This window comes from Gordonia pseudamarae (assembly GCF_025273675.1).
Classification (GTDB): domain Bacteria; phylum Actinomycetota; class Actinomycetes; order Mycobacteriales; family Mycobacteriaceae; genus Gordonia; species Gordonia pseudamarae.
This window is the reverse complement of record NZ_CP045809.1, coordinates 603,171-621,326: the sequence shown is the minus strand read 5'-3', so window position 1 is coordinate 621,326 and position 18,156 is coordinate 603,171. Positions and strand designations below refer to the sequence as shown.

The window sequence follows — 18,156 nt, the reverse complement described above, 5'->3', positions numbered from 1 at the left end:
CCACATGGTCACCGGACCATCTCCCCGGCGATCACCGCGTGTGTGAGGCCCGACGAATCCCGGATGACGAGGTCGGCCGGAGCGCCTCGGACGAGGCGGGCCGGTGATCCGCGTGCCGGGGTCCGGAGCCGACCGGCCGCATCCGCCGCGGTCACCCGCTCCGACGGACCGGCGATCCGGCCGCCGGGAACCCGGCGGGTCACCGCGGCGTCGATGATCTCGGCCGGGTCGAGCGGGCCGTACGGGGCGTCGCTCGACAGGGCCACCGGTACCCCGGCGTCGATGAGGCTGGCACAGCGGTAGAGGTTGTCATGGTCGGCCGGGTCGACCTCGCGCAGGTAGTCGTGGCCACGGTCGGCGAGGAACCCGGGCTGCGTCACCACCGTGACGCGGAGTCTGACCAGCTCGTCGATCAGGTCCGGGGGGACGATCGCGGCGTGCTCGATGCGGTCGTGTCCGGTGGGTCCGGCGTCGGCGAGGGCCACGAGGGTGAGAATCAGGGCTTCACGGGTGACGCAGTGTACGGCGACGGACCGGCCCACATCGTGTGCGGCGCGGATGCGTGCGGTCAGGTCGTCGAGATCGGGCAGGCCCGAGTCGGCGACGACGATCTTGTACGGTCCCGTCGAGATCCGCGGTTCGGTGACGTCGTGGCCCAGCCGAACCCCGAGCAGCTGAACGCGTTGCGCGAGCGCACCGCAGGCCACCGACGACCGGAGGTGAGCGAGAGCGGCGGCGTCGAGATCGGGGGTGGCGTCGGTGACCGAGGTGATGCCGAGTGAGAGCAACTCGGCTCCCACCGCGGCGAGGTCGGGGAAGCGGTTGGTCGGAAGCCGTTCCCGCAGCCAGTCATCGGCGCGGAAGATGCGGCCGGTGGCGGTGCCGTCGGGCCCGCGTTCGATGCCCGGGTGATCTGCGGTGTCCAGGCCGAGCAGCCGGGCACCGATTCCGTTGACCATCCACATCGCGCCGCTGCGATGACAGATGCGTATCGGACGGTCCGCGCACATCAGGTCCAGCGCATCCGAATCCAGATCACCGGCAACGGTTTCGGCGTATCCGACACCCCGGACCCAGCCATTGTCGTCGGCGGCCGCGGTGGCCAGCGCGGTCGCGAGCGCACCGCCGTCGACGATCTGTGGTGGTCCGCACCTCACCGAGCGCCGCACCGCCGCGAGGGCGTGCAGATGAAGGTGATGATCGGTGTAGCCGGGTTCGGCGGTACCGCCGGCGCAGTCGACGACCCGCTCCCCCGCCCTGCGTTCGAGATCCGGGCCTGTTCCATCGATAATGCTTCCCGCCAGACGGATACGGGTCGGCGCACCATCGACCACCACATTCGTCAGCAGCATCACAGCTCCCCGAACACCACGTCGGTATCGGCACCGGATGCCGGCGCGACCGCCCGGACCGCACGGGCGGTCGGCGCGGCCACATGGTGACCGGCGGGTGTGGCCCATCGGTCGCCGGATCGCCCGCAGGCCGCCGACGGCTCGCCGGTCAGGGTCGATGCCACCACCTGTGCCATCGAAACATCATGCACCACACCGGGTTCACCGAGGGCCAGCACGGCGGCGGTGAGACCGGTGAGCGGATCGGCGATCGCATCGCCGCAGAATACGGGGTCACCGGCGCCGTCGAGGGCCACCAGGCCCGCCGCCGCCGCGACGTCGTCGCCGAAACCGATCCGGATGCTGTCGCGGCCGAATGCGGTGATCGACACCCACGAGGCCCCCGCCGCGGCAATCTCGTGGGCGTCGATCCCGAAGCCGCGCAACGCCCTCGGCCGCGATGCCTCGATTACGATGTCGGCCGAGGCCACCAGCTCACCGAGCCGACGCCGGTCGGCCGGGTCGAAGGTCACGCTGCGATGGCCGCCATGGAGCAGATGGTAGAAGTCCTGGTTGCCGCGCCGCGCACCGTCGGGCCGGGTGGTGGTCTCCACCTTGATGATCTCGGCGCCCCCGAGTCCCAGCAGGTGCGCGCACAGCGGTCCCGCCCACAGCGCGCTGAAATCCACCACCCGCAGGCCGCGCGGCGATCTCGTCGCCCGGGATATCCCGGCGTGAAACGGCCCTGTCGCGTCATCGGGTTTCGAGACTCCCCCGGGTACCCCGGCCGGCGAGCGGGCGGACCGTGGCGGTGGCGTCACCGAATGTGCGGCGAGGCCGAGAAGTTCGGCGCGCTCGTCGAGTTCGGCTCCGGTGCGGGTGGCCAGCCAGCGTTCGAGTTGTGGCCATGGATCATCGATGGTCATGTCGTCGGAGATCAGGGCGCCGTACAGGACCGGATCGTCGGGGCGCGAACACGACAGAACCGCCCAGCCGTCGGATGTCGGCAGCAACCGGGTATGCCCGCCGGGCGCCGTGCGGCCCGACCGCCGCATTCCGGTGAATGCCGCCCGTTCACCCAACAGCGCCGCACCGTCGACGTCTATCGCCCCTCCGGACGCCCGCCGCAGGGCATCGGCGCACTCCCGCGCCCACGAGGCTCCCCGTCCGGGTGGAACCATCGGCGCGGCCGCATGCCCGGTCAGCGCGGTGACCCCGCTGCGTGCCCAGTCCCGTTGCCGGGCGCTGTCGGCGCTCTCACCCATCACAGCCCCTTCACCTCGACGCCTGCCACCCGACGACGTCTGCCACCCGATCCATGCTCTCAGGCAGTCGTCCGGCCGGCCAGAACGCCTCCCCTACTCGCCGATCACGGCCGCCGGGTCGGTACCGATCCGGTCGCGGAGTCGGCGTTTGGCGATCTTGCCGGTGGCGGTGCGGGGGACGTCGTCGGCGAGGACGAGGAGTTCGGGGAGTTTGAAGTAGGCGAGCCGGCCGGCCGCGAAGTCGCGCAGGTCCGTCAGGGTCGGTTCGTGGCCGGGCTCGGGGATGACGACGGCGCACACCTTCTCGCCGAGCGACTCGTCGGGCACCGCCACCACGGCCACGTCGACCACGGCGGGATGCTCGACCAGTACCGACTCGATCTCGACGCAGTACACGTTCTCGCCGCCGCGGATGATCACGTCCTTGATGCGGTCGACGACGTAGATGAAGCCGTCGTCGTCGATGTAGCCGACGTCACCGGTGCGCCACCAGCCGTCGACGAACGATTCGGCGGTGGCCCCGGGGTTGTTCCAGTAGCCGCGGGCTGTCTGCGGGGACCGGAACCACAGCTCGCCCAGTTGGCCGGTACCCAGGTTGCGGCCGTCGGTGACGATGCGCAGATCCGCTGTGGGGTTGAGCTTTCCGACGCTGGAGGGATGCGCGGCGTATTCGTCGCCCACATTGGTGGCCATCGCCGAGGTGGTCTCGGTGGCCCCGTAGCCGTTGACGATGAGCAGGTTGTCCCCGAGCACCTCGCGGGCACGGATCGGGATGTCGGGCGGTACGCTCGCCGCGCCCATCTGGAAGCTCAGTACCTGGCCCGCGAAATCTCCGATGTCGGGGTGCGCGAGCATCTTCCGGACCATCGTCGGCACGCCGCCCAGGCCGGTGACCTGTTCTTCCCTGCCCAGCCGCAGCACGTCGTCGACGTCCCACCGGTGCAGCATCACGATCTTGGCGCCGGTCAGCGCGGAGTTGACGATCGCCGCGATACCGCCGATATGGAACAGGTGGGTACCGAGCAGTCCCGCGCTCTGCCGCTGCTGCACCGCGGGCGGGGTCGATGCGATCACCATGCCACGACGCATCATCAGCGCCATGTTCATCACGTTGTGGGTGATGCCGCGGTGGGTGATGACCACGCCCTTCGGGCGGCCGGTGGTGCCCGAGGTGTACAGGATCGCGACCGGATCGTCGGGCTGGCGGACCGCCAGGTCGCCGGCCGAGGTGTGCGCGCCGAATGCGCAGTCATCGTAGCGGACCGCGCCATCGGGGGTACCGACACCGATGAGAGTCACCGCACAGCCGGATTGCCGCAGCCGGTCGGCGCGTTCGGCGTCGGCGACGATCACCTTCGGTTGCGACTCGTCGACGGCCGCGGCCAGTTCCGGCCCCTGCCACCAGGCGTTGACCGGTACGGCAATCGCCCCGCAGGCCACCGACGCCCAGAACGCGACGGCGAACTGGGGCAGGTTTCGCATCGCGATCATCACCCGATCGCCCGGCGCCACACCGAAATCGGACCGGAAGGAGTGCGCCAGGGACAGCGCCTGCGCCCGGATGTCGGCGAAGGTGAGCCGCTGCTCGCGATACACCATCGACACCAGGTCGCCGTGACCGGCGGACTGGGCGAAGATGTCGGCGAGCGTGCGGGGGCCGTGGAGGTACGTGCGCACCGGATGGCCGTCGACGAGCGTTTCGCCGGTCTCGAAGGGCCCACCCTCGGCGAACAGTTCCGCCAGTCGCGGGTCGTCGGCGAAACCGCCGGTGAAGATCGTCATGGCATCAGCACCCCATAGCTACCGTTGGTCCTACGGTAGCACTCTCGATGGGGCTACACCGCTGCGCTCCGGGACTCCGCGGTCTGTTTGGCCCAGCGGTAGTCGGCCTTGCCCGCGGGGGTGCGGCGGACCTCGTCGACAAACACGATGGTCCGCGGCACCTTGTAGCCGGCCAGCGAGGCCCGCACGTGCTCCTGCAGTTCTTCCTCGGTGGGTACGGCGAAGCCTTCCGCGATCTCGGCGACGGCGGCGACCCCCTGACCGTACTTGGCGTCGGGGACCGGGACCACGAGGGCATCGGCGATCGCCGGATGGGCGTGCAGCACGGCCTCCACCTCCTCGGCGAACACCTTCTCGCCGCCGGTGTTGATGCACTGCGAGCCGCGACCCAGGAACACGATGGTGCCGTCGGCCTCGATGGTGGCCATGTCGCCGAGGATCGACACGCGACGGCCGTCCGGCAGCGTCGGGAACGTCTTGGCGGACTTCTCCGGGTCCTTGTAGTAGCCGAGCGGAACGTTTCCGATCCGCGCGATGTAACCCAGTTCCCCCGAGCCCGGCTCGATCGGATTCAGGTGTTCGTCGACCACCATCATCCGGTCGGTCGGCGGCACCTTCAGGTTGCCCTCGTCGTCCATCGTGATCTCGCCGTCGTTGCCGGATTCGGAGGCACCGAAATTATCCCGGAGCAGCAGATCGGGTTTGACCGCGAGCATCCGGTTGCGCACATGCTGCGACCAGATCGCACCGCCGGAGGTGATGGAGAACAGCGACGACAGATCCACCTCGCCCTTGCGGCGTTCGAGCTCTTCCACCAGCGGCATACCCATGGCGTCGCCGACGATCAGTACCAGTTGCACCTGCTCGTCCGCGATGCAGGTGACCATCTTCGCCGGATCGAAGTCGCGCATGATGACCAGCCGGCCGCCGAGGGTGAAGAAGGTGAACAGCGAATACGAGGCCGCGCCGTGCATCAACGGTGCCGCGAGCATGAACGCCATCGACGGGAAATCCTTGACCGCTGCCGCGATCTCGTCGAGATCCTGACGGTCCTCGCCGTACGGATTGCCGCCGGAGAGCGGTTTGCGAAAGAAGTCGTCGTGCCGCCACATGACGCCCTTGGGGTATCCGGTGGTGCCGCCGGTGTACAGCAGATACAGCTCGTCGCCGGTTCGTGGCTCGAAATCCCTTGCCGTCGGCAGTGCTTGTGCGGCCGCGAACGTGGCGATCGCCACCTGCCGGCCGTCCGGGAGCGCCGCCACGGCCGCCCGCAGTTCGTCGGTCACCTCGCCGATCACGAACACCGCCCGCACCTGCGGCAGCGTCGGCAGCAGGTCGGCGACGCTGCGCTGATGTTCGGGAAGTTCGACGGCGATGCCCACCGAGTCGGAGTTGTCGAAGATGTAGTGCAGCTCGGCGTTCGTGTACCGGTAGTTGATGTTCACCGGCACGGCGCGGATCTTGATCAGACCCAGCAGACCGGTGACGTGTTCGACACTGTTCTTGAGAAACAGTGCGACCTTGTCGCCCGCACCGATCCCGTTGGCCGCCAGCAGGTGTGCCACCTGATTGGCCTCGCTGTCGAGTTCGGCGTAACTCACCTGCCGGCCCTCGTAGCTGAGCGCGATGCGCTCGGGCACGGCGTCGGCGACGGTCTCGAATACGTCGGCAAGATTGAACTGCATTGCTATCTCCTCATGCTCGGAAAACTACCAACACCTCACCCGGTGAGGACAAGCCCGCTGGTGGGGACTCCGGTTCCGGCGGTGACTACGACCTTGGACGCCTCGGGCACCTGATTGACCGAGGTGCCGCGGATCTGGCGGACCGCCTCGGCGATGCCGTTCATACCGTGGATGTAGGCCTCGCCGAGTTGCCCGCCGTGCGTGTTCAGCGGCAGCGTCCCGCCCACCTCCAGCGCACCGGGTTGTCGCACGAAATCCTTTGCCTCACCGCGCCCGCAGAACCCGAGTTCCTCGAGCTGCAGCAGGGTGTACGGGGTGAAGTGGTCGTACAGGATCGCCGCATCCATGTCGGACGGGCCAAGCCCGGACTGCCGCCACAGTTGATCGCCCACGAGCCCCATCTCCGGCAGGGCGGCGAGCTGTTCGCGGTAGTAGCTGGTCATGATGAACTGGTTGTCGGCGCTGCCTGAGGCGGCGGCGGCGATCGTGACCGGCTTGTGCGGCAGGTCCTTGGCGCGTTCGGCGGATACGACGACGATCGCCACACCGCCGTCCGATTCCTGGCAGCAGTCCAGCAGGTGCAGCGGCTCGGCGATGTACCGGGAGGACTGGTGGTCGTCGAGGGTGATCGGCTTGCCGTAGAAGAAGGCATTCGGATTGTTGGCCGCGTGTGTGCGCGCGGTGACCGCTATCCGTCCGAAATCGGCACTCACGGCGCCGTATTCGTGCATATACCGCTGTGCGATCATCGCGACGAAGGCCGCCGGCGTGGACAGTCCGTGTGGATAGGAGAAGGCGTTGTCGGTACCCGAGGAGTTCTCCTGGTTGGCCACGGAACTGTCGACCTGCCCGAACCTACGGCCCGAACGTTCGTTGAACGCCCGGTAGGCGACGACGACATCGGCGACTCCCGTGGCCACCGCCATCGCCGCCTGCTGCACGGTCGAACAGGCCGCGCCGCCACCGTAGTGGATACGGGAGAAGTAGGTCAGGTCTCCGATACCGGCGGCACGGGCCACCGCGATCTCGGCGTTGGTGTCCATGGTGAAGCTGACCAGGCCGTCCACGTCGGCCGGGGTGAGTCCGGCGTCGGCGACGGCGGCGGTAACCGCTTCGGCGGCCAGGCGCAGTTCGCTGCGGCCGGAGTCCTTGGAGAATTCGGTGGCGCCGATGCCCGCGATCGCCGCGGCACCGGACAGTGTTCCCGTCATGCCGACTCCCCCGGTGTATCTCCGGCGGGCGCAGCGGCCGGGAATGTGACGGTGACGGTGGAGATCACGTGCTTGCCCAGCTTGTTGGCACCCACCACCGAGACGGTGACCGTGCCGTCGCCGGCCACCTCGGTGACCTCACCGGTGAACGTCACCGCATCGTAGGCGTACCACGGCACGCCGAGCTTGAGCCTGATGGAGGTGATACGCGCCGACGGTCCGGCCCAGTCGGTGACAAACCGTTCGACCAGTCCGGTGTCGGTCAGGATGTTGACGAAGATGTCCTCAGAGCCCTTGCGCTGCGCCAGATCCCGATCGTGGTGTACGTCCTGGAAGTCGCGGGTGGCCAGGGCGGAGGCCACGACGAAGGTGGGTGTTGCCTCGATGATCAACGGCGGCAACACCGTTCCCGCCTCGATGGTTGCCGATGTCACCGCGGTCATCGGTTCGCGTCCTCTCCCGAAGTTTCGCCCGCTCCTGAAGCGGTCGAGGGGCGCCATGCGTACAGCGTCCACGCCGGCTTGTCGCCGGCCGCGGCGAAGTCGAGGAACATCACCTCGACCGGCATACCGATGCGCACCGCGGCGGGGTCGGCCCCTCTCAGCTCGCCGAGCATCCGCACACCTTCGTCGAGTTCGACGAGCGCCACCACGAACGGCAGTGAGCGGCCGGGCACCTTGGGTGCGTGATGTACCACGTAGCTGTACACGGTTCCGGTACCCGCCGCCACCACGTAGTCGGTCTCGGGCACGGTGCCGTCGTCGGCACGCGCCTTCCAGATCGCGGGCACCGGCGGATGGCGCAGCGTGCCGTCCTCAATCTGCTGGATGCGGAGCTCATGCGCGGCCACCCCGTCCCAAAAGAACTTGGTGTCGCGAGACGCGTTGGGGCGCAGTAGTTTTTCCGGATCAAGATCTTCCGGGACCTCCGCGACGCCCCCTACCGGACCGGAGACACCGGTCGGTTCCTGGACGTCGGCGCGCGGCCGGAACTTGAGGATCCGGAAGTCCATCTCGGCGACGATCTCCTCACCCACCCGCCAGGTGTTGCGGGTGGTGAAGAACCAGCCCTCTCCCAGACCCGTGTTCTTGGGCCCGACGACGTCGGTGAGTTCGCTGCTGAGCGTGACCTGTTCACCCACCCGTGTGTACCGGTGGTAGACGGTGTCGCAGTTGGTGGCCACCACCGAGGTGTAGCCGGCGGCGTCGAACAGCTCGGTGGCCAGCCGGAACGGGTCCTCGGGGGCACGCTCACCGTGCAGGCCGCGCATCGTCCACACCTGCGACATCGCCGGTGGGGCGACGATTCCCGGATGCCCGGCCGCCCGGGCCGCCTCCTCGTCGACGTAGATGGGGTTGGTCTGGCCCATCACCTCGACCCAGTTATTGATCATCGGGGTGTTGATCGGGTCGCGGCCCGGGGTAGGCGTACTCGGTCCGGCGGCCTTGATAGCGGCTGCCGCGCGCAGGATGTCCTCGCTCGTATGGGTGCTCATCGTTTGGCTCGCGGCAGTCCGAGTCCGGCGGTGGCGATCATGTCCCGCATCACTTCGTTGACCCCACCGCCGAAGGTGATGACGGCATTGCGCTTCTGCTGGGCGTCGAGCCAGTTCACCAGGTCGGCGGTCGCCTCGTCGGCGAGATCACCGAAGCGCCCGACGATCTCGTCGATCATCCGGCCGACCAGTTGCAGCCGTTCGGTGGAGAACACCTTGGTGGCCGCGGCGTCGGCCATCGAGATCGCCTCGCCCGTTGCGGCGACCTGCCAGTTGAGCAGTTCGTTGATGCGCACATAGGCGTCGATCTGGGCGAGTGTTCGTCGTACATCGGTATGTTCACCGATCACCGATCCGTCGGGACCGGTGCCACGGGCCCAATCGCGGACGTGTTCGGCCAGACCGTCGAGTTTGCCCGCCGGGCCGAGCATCACGCGTTCGTGGTTGAGCTGGGTGGTGATCAGGCGCCAGCCACCGCCCTCGTCGCCCACGCGCATCGACACCGGAACCCGGACGTCGTTGTAGTAGGTGGCGTTGACGTGGTGCGCGCCGTCGGCGGTGATGATCGGGGTCCAGCTGAAACCCGGATCCTTGGTGTCGACGATCAGAATGGTGATGCCCTTGTGCTTGGGCACATCGCGCTTGACTCCGTCCTGGCCGACTCCATTCGGGTCCGTGCGGCAGGCCAGCCAGATGTAGTCGGCGTCGTGGCCTCCGGTGGTGAAGATCTTCTGCCCGTTGACGATGTAGTGATCGCCATCGCGCACCGCGGTGGTGACCAGCGAAGCCAGATCGGTGCCCGCACCGGGTTCGGTGTAGCCGATCGCGAAATGCACCTCACCGGCCAGGATCGCGGGCAGGAACCGCTTCTTCTGCTCCTCCGTACCCAGCGCCTGCAAAGTCGGACCGACGGTCTGCAGTGTCACCGACGGCAGCGGAACATCGGCACGCACAGCTTCATTGGTGAAGATCTGCTGCTCGATCTCACCGAACCCCTTGCCGCCATACTCTTTCGGCCATCCCACACCGAGCCGTCCGTCGTCGCCCATCCGCTTGATGACCTTGCGGTAGGCCGCGCCATGCCGGTCCACCAGCATCTCGCGAGCATCCTCGGATGATACGAGTCCGGTGAAGTACGAACGCATTTCGTCGCGCAGTGCGTACTGTTCGGCGGTGAGGTCCACGAACATCGTCGTGTCCTCGGGGGCGGTGACATTGTCGGCATGGACATTGTCGGCGTGCGAGGTTTCGAGGCTCGTACCCCGCACCTCAACCGACGTAGCCGCTACCTCGCCGGTGGAGGTGTGCGGAGCGCGAGCGATGAGCCTCGAAACCTCGTGAGAGGTCGACGCCAACTCGTCCAACCGCGCGTACGCCCCACCGACGAGTCGCGCGAGATCCTTGGCGACGGAGAAGTAGCGGTGCAGCGGATAGGTGATATCGACACCGATACCCCCGTGCAGGTGCGTCATGGTGCGCATGGTGGCCGGAATCTCGGCGGCGAGCCAATACAGGGCGATCGTCAGATCGCGATCGGCCTCCAGCCCCTGGGACAGTCGCCATCCGGCGGCGGTGGTGGCCAGTCGCATCCCCCGGCCGATGACGTAGATGTCGGCCAGCTGCTGGGAAACGGCCTGGAACAATGCGATCGGTTTGCCGAACTGTTCACGCGTGGATACATGGTCGGCGGTCAGCCGGGTGGCGCCGTCGATGAGTCCGTCGGCGTAGCGGGCCAGGGCCAGCCGGTAGTGATCGCGCAGCACCGCCGAGTCGACGCCGAGGACGTCGCCGCCCGCAACCGCGACATCGGTGAAGGTGACCGTGTATTCGCCCGCACCGCTGGACGACGGGGTGCGCCGCACGTCGACACCGGTCGCGTCGCGGGGCACAACGACCACGCCGTCTGCGGTGGTGACGAAGAAGGCGTGAGCGCCGTCGGCATGCAGTACACCGGTTTTCGTGCCGGTGAGTGTGCCGTCGACGACCCTTGTGGCGGGCCGCGCGGTGAGTGCGTCACCCGGCTCGGAGGCGGCCACCGAGTACCAGGCACCGCGTGTGAGTGGTGCGGCGAGGCGTTCGCGGGTGGCCGCGTCGGCCGAACGCAGGGTGAGTGCCGCCGCAACCGCGCCGACGGCCGGGGTCACCGCGGCGGCGGCACCGAGTCCGGACAGCAGCGGCGCCACGCCGAGTACGCCGAGATCGTCACCGCCGACCGATTCCGGGAGCGTGAGCGCGAGCAGTCCGGCGTCGACCAGTGCCTGCCACAGCTTGGCGTCGTGATCGTCGGCCGGGTGCGTGGTGCCGTGTTCACCGAAGGCCGGTTTGCCGAATGTGGCCGACCACTCGGCCTCGTGCCGTGACAGCACATCGGCCGCCACATCGCGCACCGCACATGCGGTGGAATCGAGCGCGAAGTCCACGAACCCTCCTCATCACAATTAGAACTTGTTCTAGTTGTATCAGAACCCCTGCGCGCAGGGTAGCGCAAGGCCGGTCACCTGGGAGTTCATCTCCGGCACCGGCACCCGCTCCGATGCGAAAGTGAAATGTGTTCACCGCGTCCCTCGGCGGCCGCACCACGCGCGGGCGCGGGCCGTCGCACTGTTGTCGCAACCGTCCGGCAGGATTGACCCATGCTCACCGGCGACAGCTCGACCCTGCGCAAGGCACGCGGCGCGTTCTTCACACCCGCGCCCGTGGCCCGCTTCCTGGTCGACTGGGCGGTCCGGAAGCACTCGGACGCGGTCCTGGAGCCCTCCTGCGGCGAGGCCGTGTTCCTGCACGAGGCAGCCGGCAAGATCGGCGACGCGGGCCGGCTGGTGGGTGTGGAGTTGCACCGGGCGTCGGCGCGGCAGGCTGCGCGCACCCTGGCCGAGAAGGGCATCGCCGCCCGCATCCATACCGGGGACTTCTTCATCCACAACGAGTTCGGATGCTACGACGCCGTCGTCGGCAATCCGCCGTACGTCCGCTATCAGGACTTCTCCGGAACCGACCGGGCCCATGCGCACCGGGCCGCGCTGCGCGGCGGGGTGCGCCTGACCAACCTCGCATCGTCGTGGGCCGCGTTCACCGTGCACGCCGCACTGCACCTGCGGACCGGTGGACGGCTCGCACTGGTGCTCCCGGCCGAACTGCTGACGGTCAACTACGCGGGCGCGGTGCGGCAATTCCTCATGGACCGGTTCACACACGTCGAGCTGGTGCTGTTCACCGAACGGGTGATCCCCGAGGTACAGGAGGAGGTGATCCTGCTCCTGGCCGACGGGTACACACCCGATGCCGGCCCGACCGGGGTGGGCGGCACCGAGCATATGGTCGTCCGCTCATTGCACAACGCCGACGATCTGGGCGCGCTCGCCGCGACCGGCCCCAGCCGGCGCTGGATGCCGGAGGACAAGTCCGCCAAATGGTCGGCGGGACTGCTGTCACCGGACGGCCTCGACGCCTACACCCACGCGCTCGGCGACACCGGCTTCGCCGGACTGCAGACCTGGGGTGAGACGACGCTGGGCATGGTGACCGGCAACAATCGGTTCTTCACCCTGTCCCCGGCCAAGGCCGAACAGCTGGGCCTGGCCCCCACCGACACCATCGCGCTGTCGCCGCCGGGCTCGCGGCACCTGCGGGCCATGACGCTGACCGCCGCACAGCTGGCGGCACTCGGTGCGGACGGCTCGGCCACCCTCCTGTTCCGGCCCGCGGACGCCCCGTCGCGGGCGGCCGAACACTACATCCGCTCCGGCGAGGACCTGGACGTCCATGAGGCCTACAAGTGCCGCGTGCGCACCCCGTGGTGGCGGGTGCCGTACCTGAAACCGGCCGATCTGCTGCTGACCTACATGAATGCCGACACCCCACGGCTGGCGGCCAATCAGGCTCGAACACACCACCTCAACTCGGTGCACGGGGTGTACCTGCGCACCGACCTGCGCGCCGACGGCATGAGCCTGCTGCCGCCGGCCTCGCTCAACTCGCTCACTCTGCTCGGTGCCGAGTTGGTCGGCAGACCGTACGGCGGCGGGATGCTGAAGATCGAGCCGCGCGAGGCCGATCAGCTGCCGGTTCCCGCTCCGTCGCTGGTGCGCGCGCACGCCGCCGAACTGCGCGCGGCCCGGACGTCGGTGCGGCGGCGGCTGCGCGAGGGCGATCTGCTCGGCGCGGTCGAGATCGTCGACCGTATCCTGCTGACCGGCGGCATGGGGCTGTCCGGCCGCCGGCTCGGCGCGCTGCGCGAGGATCACGCGCGGCTGTCGGCACGGCGCCGGGCACGGGGGCGCTCGAGCACCGGGAGGAGCGGCGCCGGTGTCCGCTGAGCCCAGCGGCAAGAGCCGGGCGTGGCCGATGTTCGACGCGATCGTCGCCGCCGGAGCCGGGCGCCACACCAACCCGTGGGCCCTCGACGAGACGGGCGAACCGCGGTTCCACCCCGACTACGGCACGTTGGAAAAGCTGCTGGCGGTGCCGCTGCAGCTGGCCGCGACCTCGCAGTCCGGGGTACCCGCACTGGCCATCGACGTGTGGGTGGCCTACGAGCTGCGCCGGGCGGCCCTCGACCCCGACGCGGTCTGGCCGCGCGAACAGGCACCCCGCGTCGTCGACCGCGACGTGCTGCGCTTCATCGAGTCGCTGCCCAAACAGCACCGCGCCGAGCTGATCGCCCGACTCGAACGCGGTTCGGGTTCGGTGGCGTCGGCCTCGGCCAACATCCTGGGCAAGAACTACCTCAAACAGGTCGACGTGCTGATGACCTCGTGGCAGACCGGCCCCGAACTGCTGATCTCCACCAAGCGGATGGACTCGTCGTTCGGCAAGAACGCCGCCAACCGGGTCGAGGAATCCTACGGCGACGCCAAGAACCTCGCCCTGCGACACCCGTTGGCCGCGCTGGGATTTGTGTACAGCCTGCGGTCGACCGCCTACACGCAGGAGCGGTACCACTTCGACTGGCTGGTCGACCTGCTCACCAAACTGGGCCGCGAGGACGACGCCTACGACGCGTGCGCGCTGATCGTGCCCGAATGGGAAGGGGTCGAGGTACCCGACGAGCCGGACACCGTCCCCGAGCCCGAGGTGCCCGAGTTGTTTCCGGAACTGTTCGCCGGCCCGGAGCCCGAACCCGACGAGCCGGGCCTGTTCGAGCTGCACCTGCCCACTCCCGCCGCCGAGACGTCGGCGCCGGCCGGAACCGCCGCGATCGACCGACTGCCCACGGTGCGGCTGCGGCACGACCTGGTGCCCGACGAGCTCAGCCCGGCCCGGTTCTTCACCGAGATGCTGACGATTGTGCTGTACAACAGCACCGTCGCCCAACATCGTCAAGCCCGGGCACTACGCGAGAGCGCCCGGACGACCTGAACCCACCCCCGGCCTGAAAACCTTCAGTCCGAAACCCCTCAGTCCGAAACCCTTCAGTCCGAAACCCTTCGGCCCGAAAACCGTCAGCCCGGAAAACCCTCTGCGGGGTGGACTTCGAAGGCGAACCGCCCGGAGACGACCGCCGGATCCGCGGCGAGGATCGTGGCGGCGGCCTGCGCGTCGACCGGCACCACCGCGATACCGCTGATCAGCGGATTGTCATCGACCTCCATCAGCGCGGGCAGACGGCCCGCGGGGGCGGCGAAGTTGTTCAGCCACTGGACCAGAAGCTCGGAGTCGGCCACGTCGGAATCGTGCTCCGGACCGGGCGTCAGGATGACAACGCTGTACGGCGACGTGGACACGGACACTGCTTGCTCGCTCACTGTAGGACTCCTTTACGGCTGACGTCGTTGTCAGCACCCGGGCAACTGCCGGCACACCGGCTTATCCGACTGTAACCCGTGCCACGTCCGGTAACGCATACGGTTGCCCGGTCAGGCCGCCGGAGAACTGCCGCACGGGTCAGTCGAACGAGTACCGGACGCCGGTGAGCTCCTCAGCGACATCCCAGAGTCTTTGCGCCACAGCCGAATCCACCGCACGATCGGCGGGACTGACCAGCACCGGCGAGCCCGTGGCCTCCAGCCGCCCGGACGGACCGTAGAACTGTCCGCCGAATGCCGCGGGATCGGTCGCCGCACGCAGGGCCGGCAGGGCGCCCCGATCGGGTTCCTGAACGAACAGATTGAGCAGCCAGCGCATCCTGGGACTGGTGAACGCCCAGTTCAGGATCTTGCTCTGGTCGCGCATGACACCGCTGTAGCTCGCTCCCGGATGCGCGGCCAGCGACGCACCGGGCATACCCGCCGCGGCAAGCCGACGCTGCAACTCGATAGCGAACATCAGTTCGGCCAGCTTCGAGCGCGCGTAGGCTGCGGGCACCGAGTAGTTGTGGTCCATCGGCAGGTCGTCGAAATCGATCGAGCCCTTGCGGTGCGCGGCGCTGGTCACGGTGACCACCCGCCCGCCACATCTCCCGTCGCTTCGCTCGCCCCTGCTGAAGTTGATCCGATCGAGGAGCAGGCCGGTGAGGGCGTAGTGCCCGAGAAAATTGGTTCCGAAATCGAGTTCGAACCCGTCCGCGGTGAAGCTGCGGGCCTTGCTCATGACACCGGCGTTGTTGACGAGGATGTCGACCTGCCGGTGGTCGGCACGGATCGTGTCGGCCGCCTCGCGGACCGCCGCGAGGTCACTCAGGTCCAGGCGGACGATGGCGAGGTCGGCGTCGTGGTCGGTGGCGGTGATGTCCTCGGCCGCGATCGTCGCGGCGTCGAGGTTGCGGCAGGCCAGGACGACGGTAGCGCCCAGCCGGGCCAGCGCGCGTGCGGTTTCGAGGCCGAGGCCGCTGTTGGCTCCGGTCACGACGGCCGTCCTGCCGTCGAGTCGGGGTGCGTCTGCCGACGTCCATCCGGCGCCGGATCTGGGCACGGCATCTCCTTGTCTGGCGGTGAGCCCGTCCGGCTCGCTCTCAGACAGCGTGCCACATCGGCTTCACCCCGCCCGCCGCGAACACCGGCCCGGGCAGCACGCGCGGGCGACGCGGGCAAGGGTAACGATCACCACGACATAGACCGGCCCCGTCGCCGCCCGCCGGGTCTAGGCTCGGCCGATGCGGCCGTGCAGGCCACACCGACAGCACCGTGCGGGCCACATCGGGACACCGACAGCCCGGGACACCGACACCCGAGGGGGCCAGAGATGCGGACGACTGCCGATCGGCCGACGCCGGCCGGATTGGTGCTGCGCGCGCTGTCTACACTGGGACCCGCACCGCGCTCGGTGATCGCCACACACGCGCGCCTGTCACCGGCGACCGTCACCTCGGCGACCCGGTACCTACTCGAAGCCGGGCTGATCGTCGAAACCGGCGCCGGACCGGATACGCCCCGGGTCGGCCGTCCACACACACCACTGACACTCAATACGGAAACGACGGTCGCCGCAATCCATTTCGCCGCGGCCCGCACGCGGGTCGCCGTCGTCGACATCTCCGGAGAGGTACTGTCGTCGGAGATCATCCCCCACCGCAGCACAGACGGCGCCGAACTCGTCGCCCACGCCACCGACGCGCTCGCCCGGGTCATCGACTCGCTGCCGGCCGAGGTGGCACCGCGAGCCCTGGGCGCGGCGACCGGGGGCTGGGTCGATTCGGCGGCCGGTATCGTGCACTCGCACCCGTTCCTGAACTGGGAGGGTGTGCGGGTATCGGACCAAGCGCGCGGCATCGTGCACTCCGAGCAGTTGTTCGGCGCGTTGCCCGCCGAATCGTCGGCACTGGTGCTGTTCGTCGGCAACGTGATCGACGCGGCGTTCGCCGTCGACGGGCGGGTGCGCTACGGCCCGGGGGCGTCGGCGGGCTCACTGGAGGCACTGGTGGGCTCGGCACTGCCCGGCGGCATCGGCTCGATGCGCTCACTGACACATCATTCACTGTGCGAGGAACTCTCGCAGCAGGGCCTGTTGCCGCGGCCGGTGCCGTCGTTCGTGGACGTGGTGGCCGCCGCCCGCCTCGACGCCCGGGTGCGGGCCCGCCTGGTGGAGCGGGCCGGGGTCCTGGCACGAGTGGTCGCGGTGCTCGTCGACATCCTGAACCCCGACACGGTGATCATCCCCGATTCGTCGTTCACCCTCATCGACGAGGTCCGCACCGCCTATCTCACCGGAATAGCCGAACACTCCACCACCATCCTGGATGCGCAATCTTTGGTCACCGGTACGTCGTTTCCCGGCCGGATACTGGAACAGTCCGCCGCGGCGGCGGTTCTGCGCGCACTCTACGACGATCCCCTGCAATTCATCGCACATACGGGAAGCACCTTGCAACCGGACTTATTTTAACTGGACTGAATATTGAGACGGCCGGGTTTCTTCGCCACGATCGGGATATGTCCAGAGCCAAGCGCTTCAGATCTCACAGATATTCTCGTCCGATCACCCGCATACTGATCGGCTGCGTTGCCACCGCACTCACCCTCACTTCGTGTGCCGACAACAGTGAGCAACTCGACGAAGGCAAGGAACTGCCCACCACCGTCGCCGACGGCGTCGAATTATCGCTTGCCACAGCAAGAACCAAGGTTGCCCTGACCGCCAACGGCGATATCGACAAACTCCCGTTCACGGTGACGAATTGGGCCGCTATCAGCGGTGGTCCCGATGTCATCCAGGCATTCAAAGGCGGCTCGGTGGACCTGGCCACCAATGCCGGAGTTCCGCCGATTCAGGCCCATGCGCAGGGTCTCGACGCCAAGATCGTCGGCGTGAGCGTACGAACCTGGCCGATCTACAAACTCGCCACCGCACCGGGAACCCACATTTCCAGCGTCCAGGACCTGCGCGGCAAGAAGATCGCATTCTCGCCCGGACAGGCACAGGGCGTTGTCGTCCTGCGCACCCTGAAGGCCGCCGGAATCGATATCGATGAGGTGAAGCTGGTCGAACTCAACGGCCCCCAGTTCCTGACCGCACTGCAGGGCAAACAGGTCGATGTCGCGCCGCTGAGCGAGCCGTCACTGACCAAGTACCTCGACCAGTACGCCGCCGACGGCGCGCGCGGGGTGCACACCGACGCCGTCGACGCGCTGAGCATTCTGTGGGCCCCGTCCACGGTCCTGGCCGACGACAAGAAGCTCTCGGCCATCACCGAATTCGTCAAGTACTGGGCCAAGGGCGAGGTGTGGCAGTGGGAGAACCAGGCGAAGTGGATCGACACCTACTACGTCAAGGACCAGGGCGTCACCCCCGAGGACGGCCGGCGCATCATCGCGACCCTGGGTCAGCCCTACTTCCCCACCGACTGGACCGACGCGATCACGTGGGAGCAGGAGACCATCGACCTGGTCACCGACGCAGGACAACTCGGCGGCACCTCGTTCGACGCCAACACCCTCTTCGACCGGCGCTTCGAGAAGGTCGTCGCCGACGCCGTCCCCGAGAAGTACCGGTCCGAGCCGGTGGCGAGCTGAC

The 18,156-nt window shown here is 68.2% G+C and carries 14 protein-coding genes and 1 pseudogene; 4 read left to right on the top strand and 11 right to left on the bottom strand.

Annotated features, from left to right (window positions below; all coding sequences use genetic code 11):
• Nucleotides 1–8: 8 nt before the first annotated feature.
• The 9 genes and pseudogenes from GII31_RS02645 to GII31_RS02605 all read right to left on the bottom strand — a co-directional run.
• Nucleotides 9–1,352, bottom strand: a complete 1,344-nt coding sequence (locus GII31_RS02645; RefSeq protein ID WP_260840265.1) for an amidohydrolase family protein — start codon at nt 1,350–1,352, stop codon at nt 9–11.
• Entirely contained in the window at nt 1,352–2,596 is a 1,245-nt protein-coding gene (locus tag GII31_RS02640) for a CoA transferase (protein WP_213246543.1), read from the bottom strand. Before GII31_RS02640 ends, GII31_RS02645 begins: the two co-directional genes overlap by 1 nt.
• Nucleotides 2,597–2,689: 93 nt before the next feature.
• Nucleotides 2,690–4,378: a class I adenylate-forming enzyme family protein gene (locus GII31_RS02635; RefSeq protein WP_213246541.1), complete on the bottom strand. Its 1,689-nt coding sequence runs from the start codon at nt 4,376–4,378 to the stop codon at nt 2,690–2,692.
• Nucleotides 4,379–4,431: 53 nt separating this feature from the next.
• Complete coding sequence (locus tag GII31_RS02630; RefSeq protein ID WP_213246539.1) at nt 4,432–6,063, bottom strand: acyl-CoA synthetase; 1,632 nt, start codon at nt 6,061–6,063, stop codon at nt 4,432–4,434.
• A gap of 35 nt (nt 6,064–6,098) precedes the next feature.
• Complete coding sequence (locus GII31_RS02625) at nt 6,099–7,274, bottom strand: lipid-transfer protein (RefSeq protein WP_213246537.1); 1,176 nt, start codon at nt 7,272–7,274, stop codon at nt 6,099–6,101.
• Complete coding sequence (locus GII31_RS02620) at nt 7,271–7,717, bottom strand: MaoC family dehydratase (RefSeq protein ID WP_246222073.1); 447 nt, start codon at nt 7,715–7,717, stop codon at nt 7,271–7,273. Before GII31_RS02620 ends, GII31_RS02625 begins: the two co-directional genes overlap by 4 nt.
• The gene (locus GII31_RS02615) at nt 7,714–8,769 is read right to left on the bottom strand and encodes a bifunctional MaoC family dehydratase N-terminal/OB-fold nucleic acid binding domain-containing protein (RefSeq protein ID WP_213246535.1); all 1,056 of its coding nucleotides are present in this window, start codon (nt 8,767–8,769) and stop codon (nt 7,714–7,716) included. Before GII31_RS02615 ends, GII31_RS02620 begins: the two co-directional genes overlap by 4 nt.
• Nucleotides 8,766–9,959: an acyl-CoA dehydrogenase family protein gene (locus GII31_RS02610; protein ID WP_246222241.1), complete on the bottom strand. Its 1,194-nt coding sequence runs from the start codon at nt 9,957–9,959 to the stop codon at nt 8,766–8,768. Before GII31_RS02610 ends, GII31_RS02615 begins: the two co-directional genes overlap by 4 nt.
• A 222-nt stretch (nt 9,960–10,181) precedes the next feature.
• Nucleotides 10,182–11,135, bottom strand: a pseudogene (locus GII31_RS02605) (acyl-CoA dehydrogenase family protein); the annotation flags it as partial.
• 267 nt (nt 11,136–11,402) lie between these two features.
• On the opposite strand from GII31_RS02605, the gene GII31_RS02600 reads away from it, so the two are divergent.
• Together GII31_RS02600 and GII31_RS02595 are read left to right on the top strand one after the other, a co-directional pair.
• Nucleotides 11,403–13,085: an HsdM family class I SAM-dependent methyltransferase gene (locus GII31_RS02600; protein ID WP_213246530.1), complete on the top strand. Its 1,683-nt coding sequence runs from the start codon at nt 11,403–11,405 to the stop codon at nt 13,083–13,085.
• On the top strand, nt 13,075–14,127 hold the full coding sequence (locus GII31_RS02595; RefSeq protein ID WP_260840264.1) for a hypothetical protein: 1,053 nt from the start codon (nt 13,075–13,077) through the stop codon (nt 14,125–14,127). The genes GII31_RS02600 and GII31_RS02595 overlap by 11 nt, the downstream gene beginning before the upstream one ends.
• Nucleotides 14,128–14,210: 83 nt before the next feature.
• Here the strand turns inward: GII31_RS02595 and GII31_RS02590 are convergent, their stop codons facing one another.
• A complete protein-coding gene (locus GII31_RS02590) occupies nt 14,211–14,513 on the bottom strand; it encodes a hypothetical protein (RefSeq protein ID WP_213246527.1) in 303 nt (100 codons plus the stop codon).
• A gap of 139 nt (nt 14,514–14,652) precedes the next feature.
• The gene (locus tag GII31_RS02585; RefSeq protein ID WP_213246525.1) at nt 14,653–15,618 is read right to left on the bottom strand and encodes an oxidoreductase; all 966 of its coding nucleotides are present in this window, start codon (nt 15,616–15,618) and stop codon (nt 14,653–14,655) included.
• Nucleotides 15,619–15,888: 270 nt separating this feature from the next.
• Between GII31_RS02585 and GII31_RS02580 the strand changes: the two genes are divergently transcribed.
• Both GII31_RS02580 and GII31_RS02575 read left to right on the top strand, forming a co-directional pair.
• Nucleotides 15,889–17,028 carry a hypothetical protein gene (locus GII31_RS02580; RefSeq protein ID WP_213246523.1) on the top strand — a complete coding sequence of 380 codons (1,140 nt, stop codon included), beginning with the start codon at nt 15,889–15,891 and terminating at the stop codon, nt 17,026–17,028.
• Nucleotides 17,029–17,075: 47 nt separating this feature from the next.
• Nucleotides 17,076–18,155, top strand: a complete 1,080-nt coding sequence (locus tag GII31_RS02575) for an ABC transporter substrate-binding protein (RefSeq protein WP_213246521.1) — start codon at nt 17,076–17,078, stop codon at nt 18,153–18,155.
• Nucleotide 18,156: the final 1 nt, after the last annotated feature.

Coding starts and splice junctions, on each gene's coding strand:
- GII31_RS02640 (WP_213246543.1), bottom strand. CDS start 2,596: ATGGGTGAGAGCGCCGACAGCGCCCGGCAACGGGACTGGGCACGCAGC.
- GII31_RS02630 (WP_213246539.1), bottom strand. CDS start 6,063: ATGCAGTTCAATCTTGCCGACGTATTCGAGACCGTCGCCGACGCCGTG.
- GII31_RS02580 (WP_213246523.1), top strand. CDS start 15,889: ATGCGGACGACTGCCGATCGGCCGACGCCGGCCGGATTGGTGCTGCGC.
- GII31_RS02600 (WP_213246530.1), top strand. CDS start 11,403: ATGCTCACCGGCGACAGCTCGACCCTGCGCAAGGCACGCGGCGCGTTC.
- GII31_RS02635 (WP_213246541.1), bottom strand. CDS start 4,378: ATGACGATCTTCACCGGCGGTTTCGCCGACGACCCGCGACTGGCGGAA.
- GII31_RS02645 (WP_260840265.1), bottom strand. CDS start 1,352: ATGCTGCTGACGAATGTGGTGGTCGATGGTGCGCCGACCCGTATCCGT.
- GII31_RS02575 (WP_213246521.1), top strand. CDS start 17,076: ATGTCCAGAGCCAAGCGCTTCAGATCTCACAGATATTCTCGTCCGATC.
- GII31_RS02610 (WP_246222241.1), bottom strand. CDS start 9,959: ATGTTCGTGGACCTCACCGCCGAACAGTACGCACTGCGCGACGAAATG.
- GII31_RS02615 (WP_213246535.1), bottom strand. CDS start 8,769: ATGAGCACCCATACGAGCGAGGACATCCTGCGCGCGGCAGCCGCTATC.
- GII31_RS02625 (WP_213246537.1), bottom strand. CDS start 7,274: ATGACGGGAACACTGTCCGGTGCCGCGGCGATCGCGGGCATCGGCGCC.
- GII31_RS02620 (WP_246222073.1), bottom strand. CDS start 7,717: ATGACCGCGGTGACATCGGCAACCATCGAGGCGGGAACGGTGTTGCCG.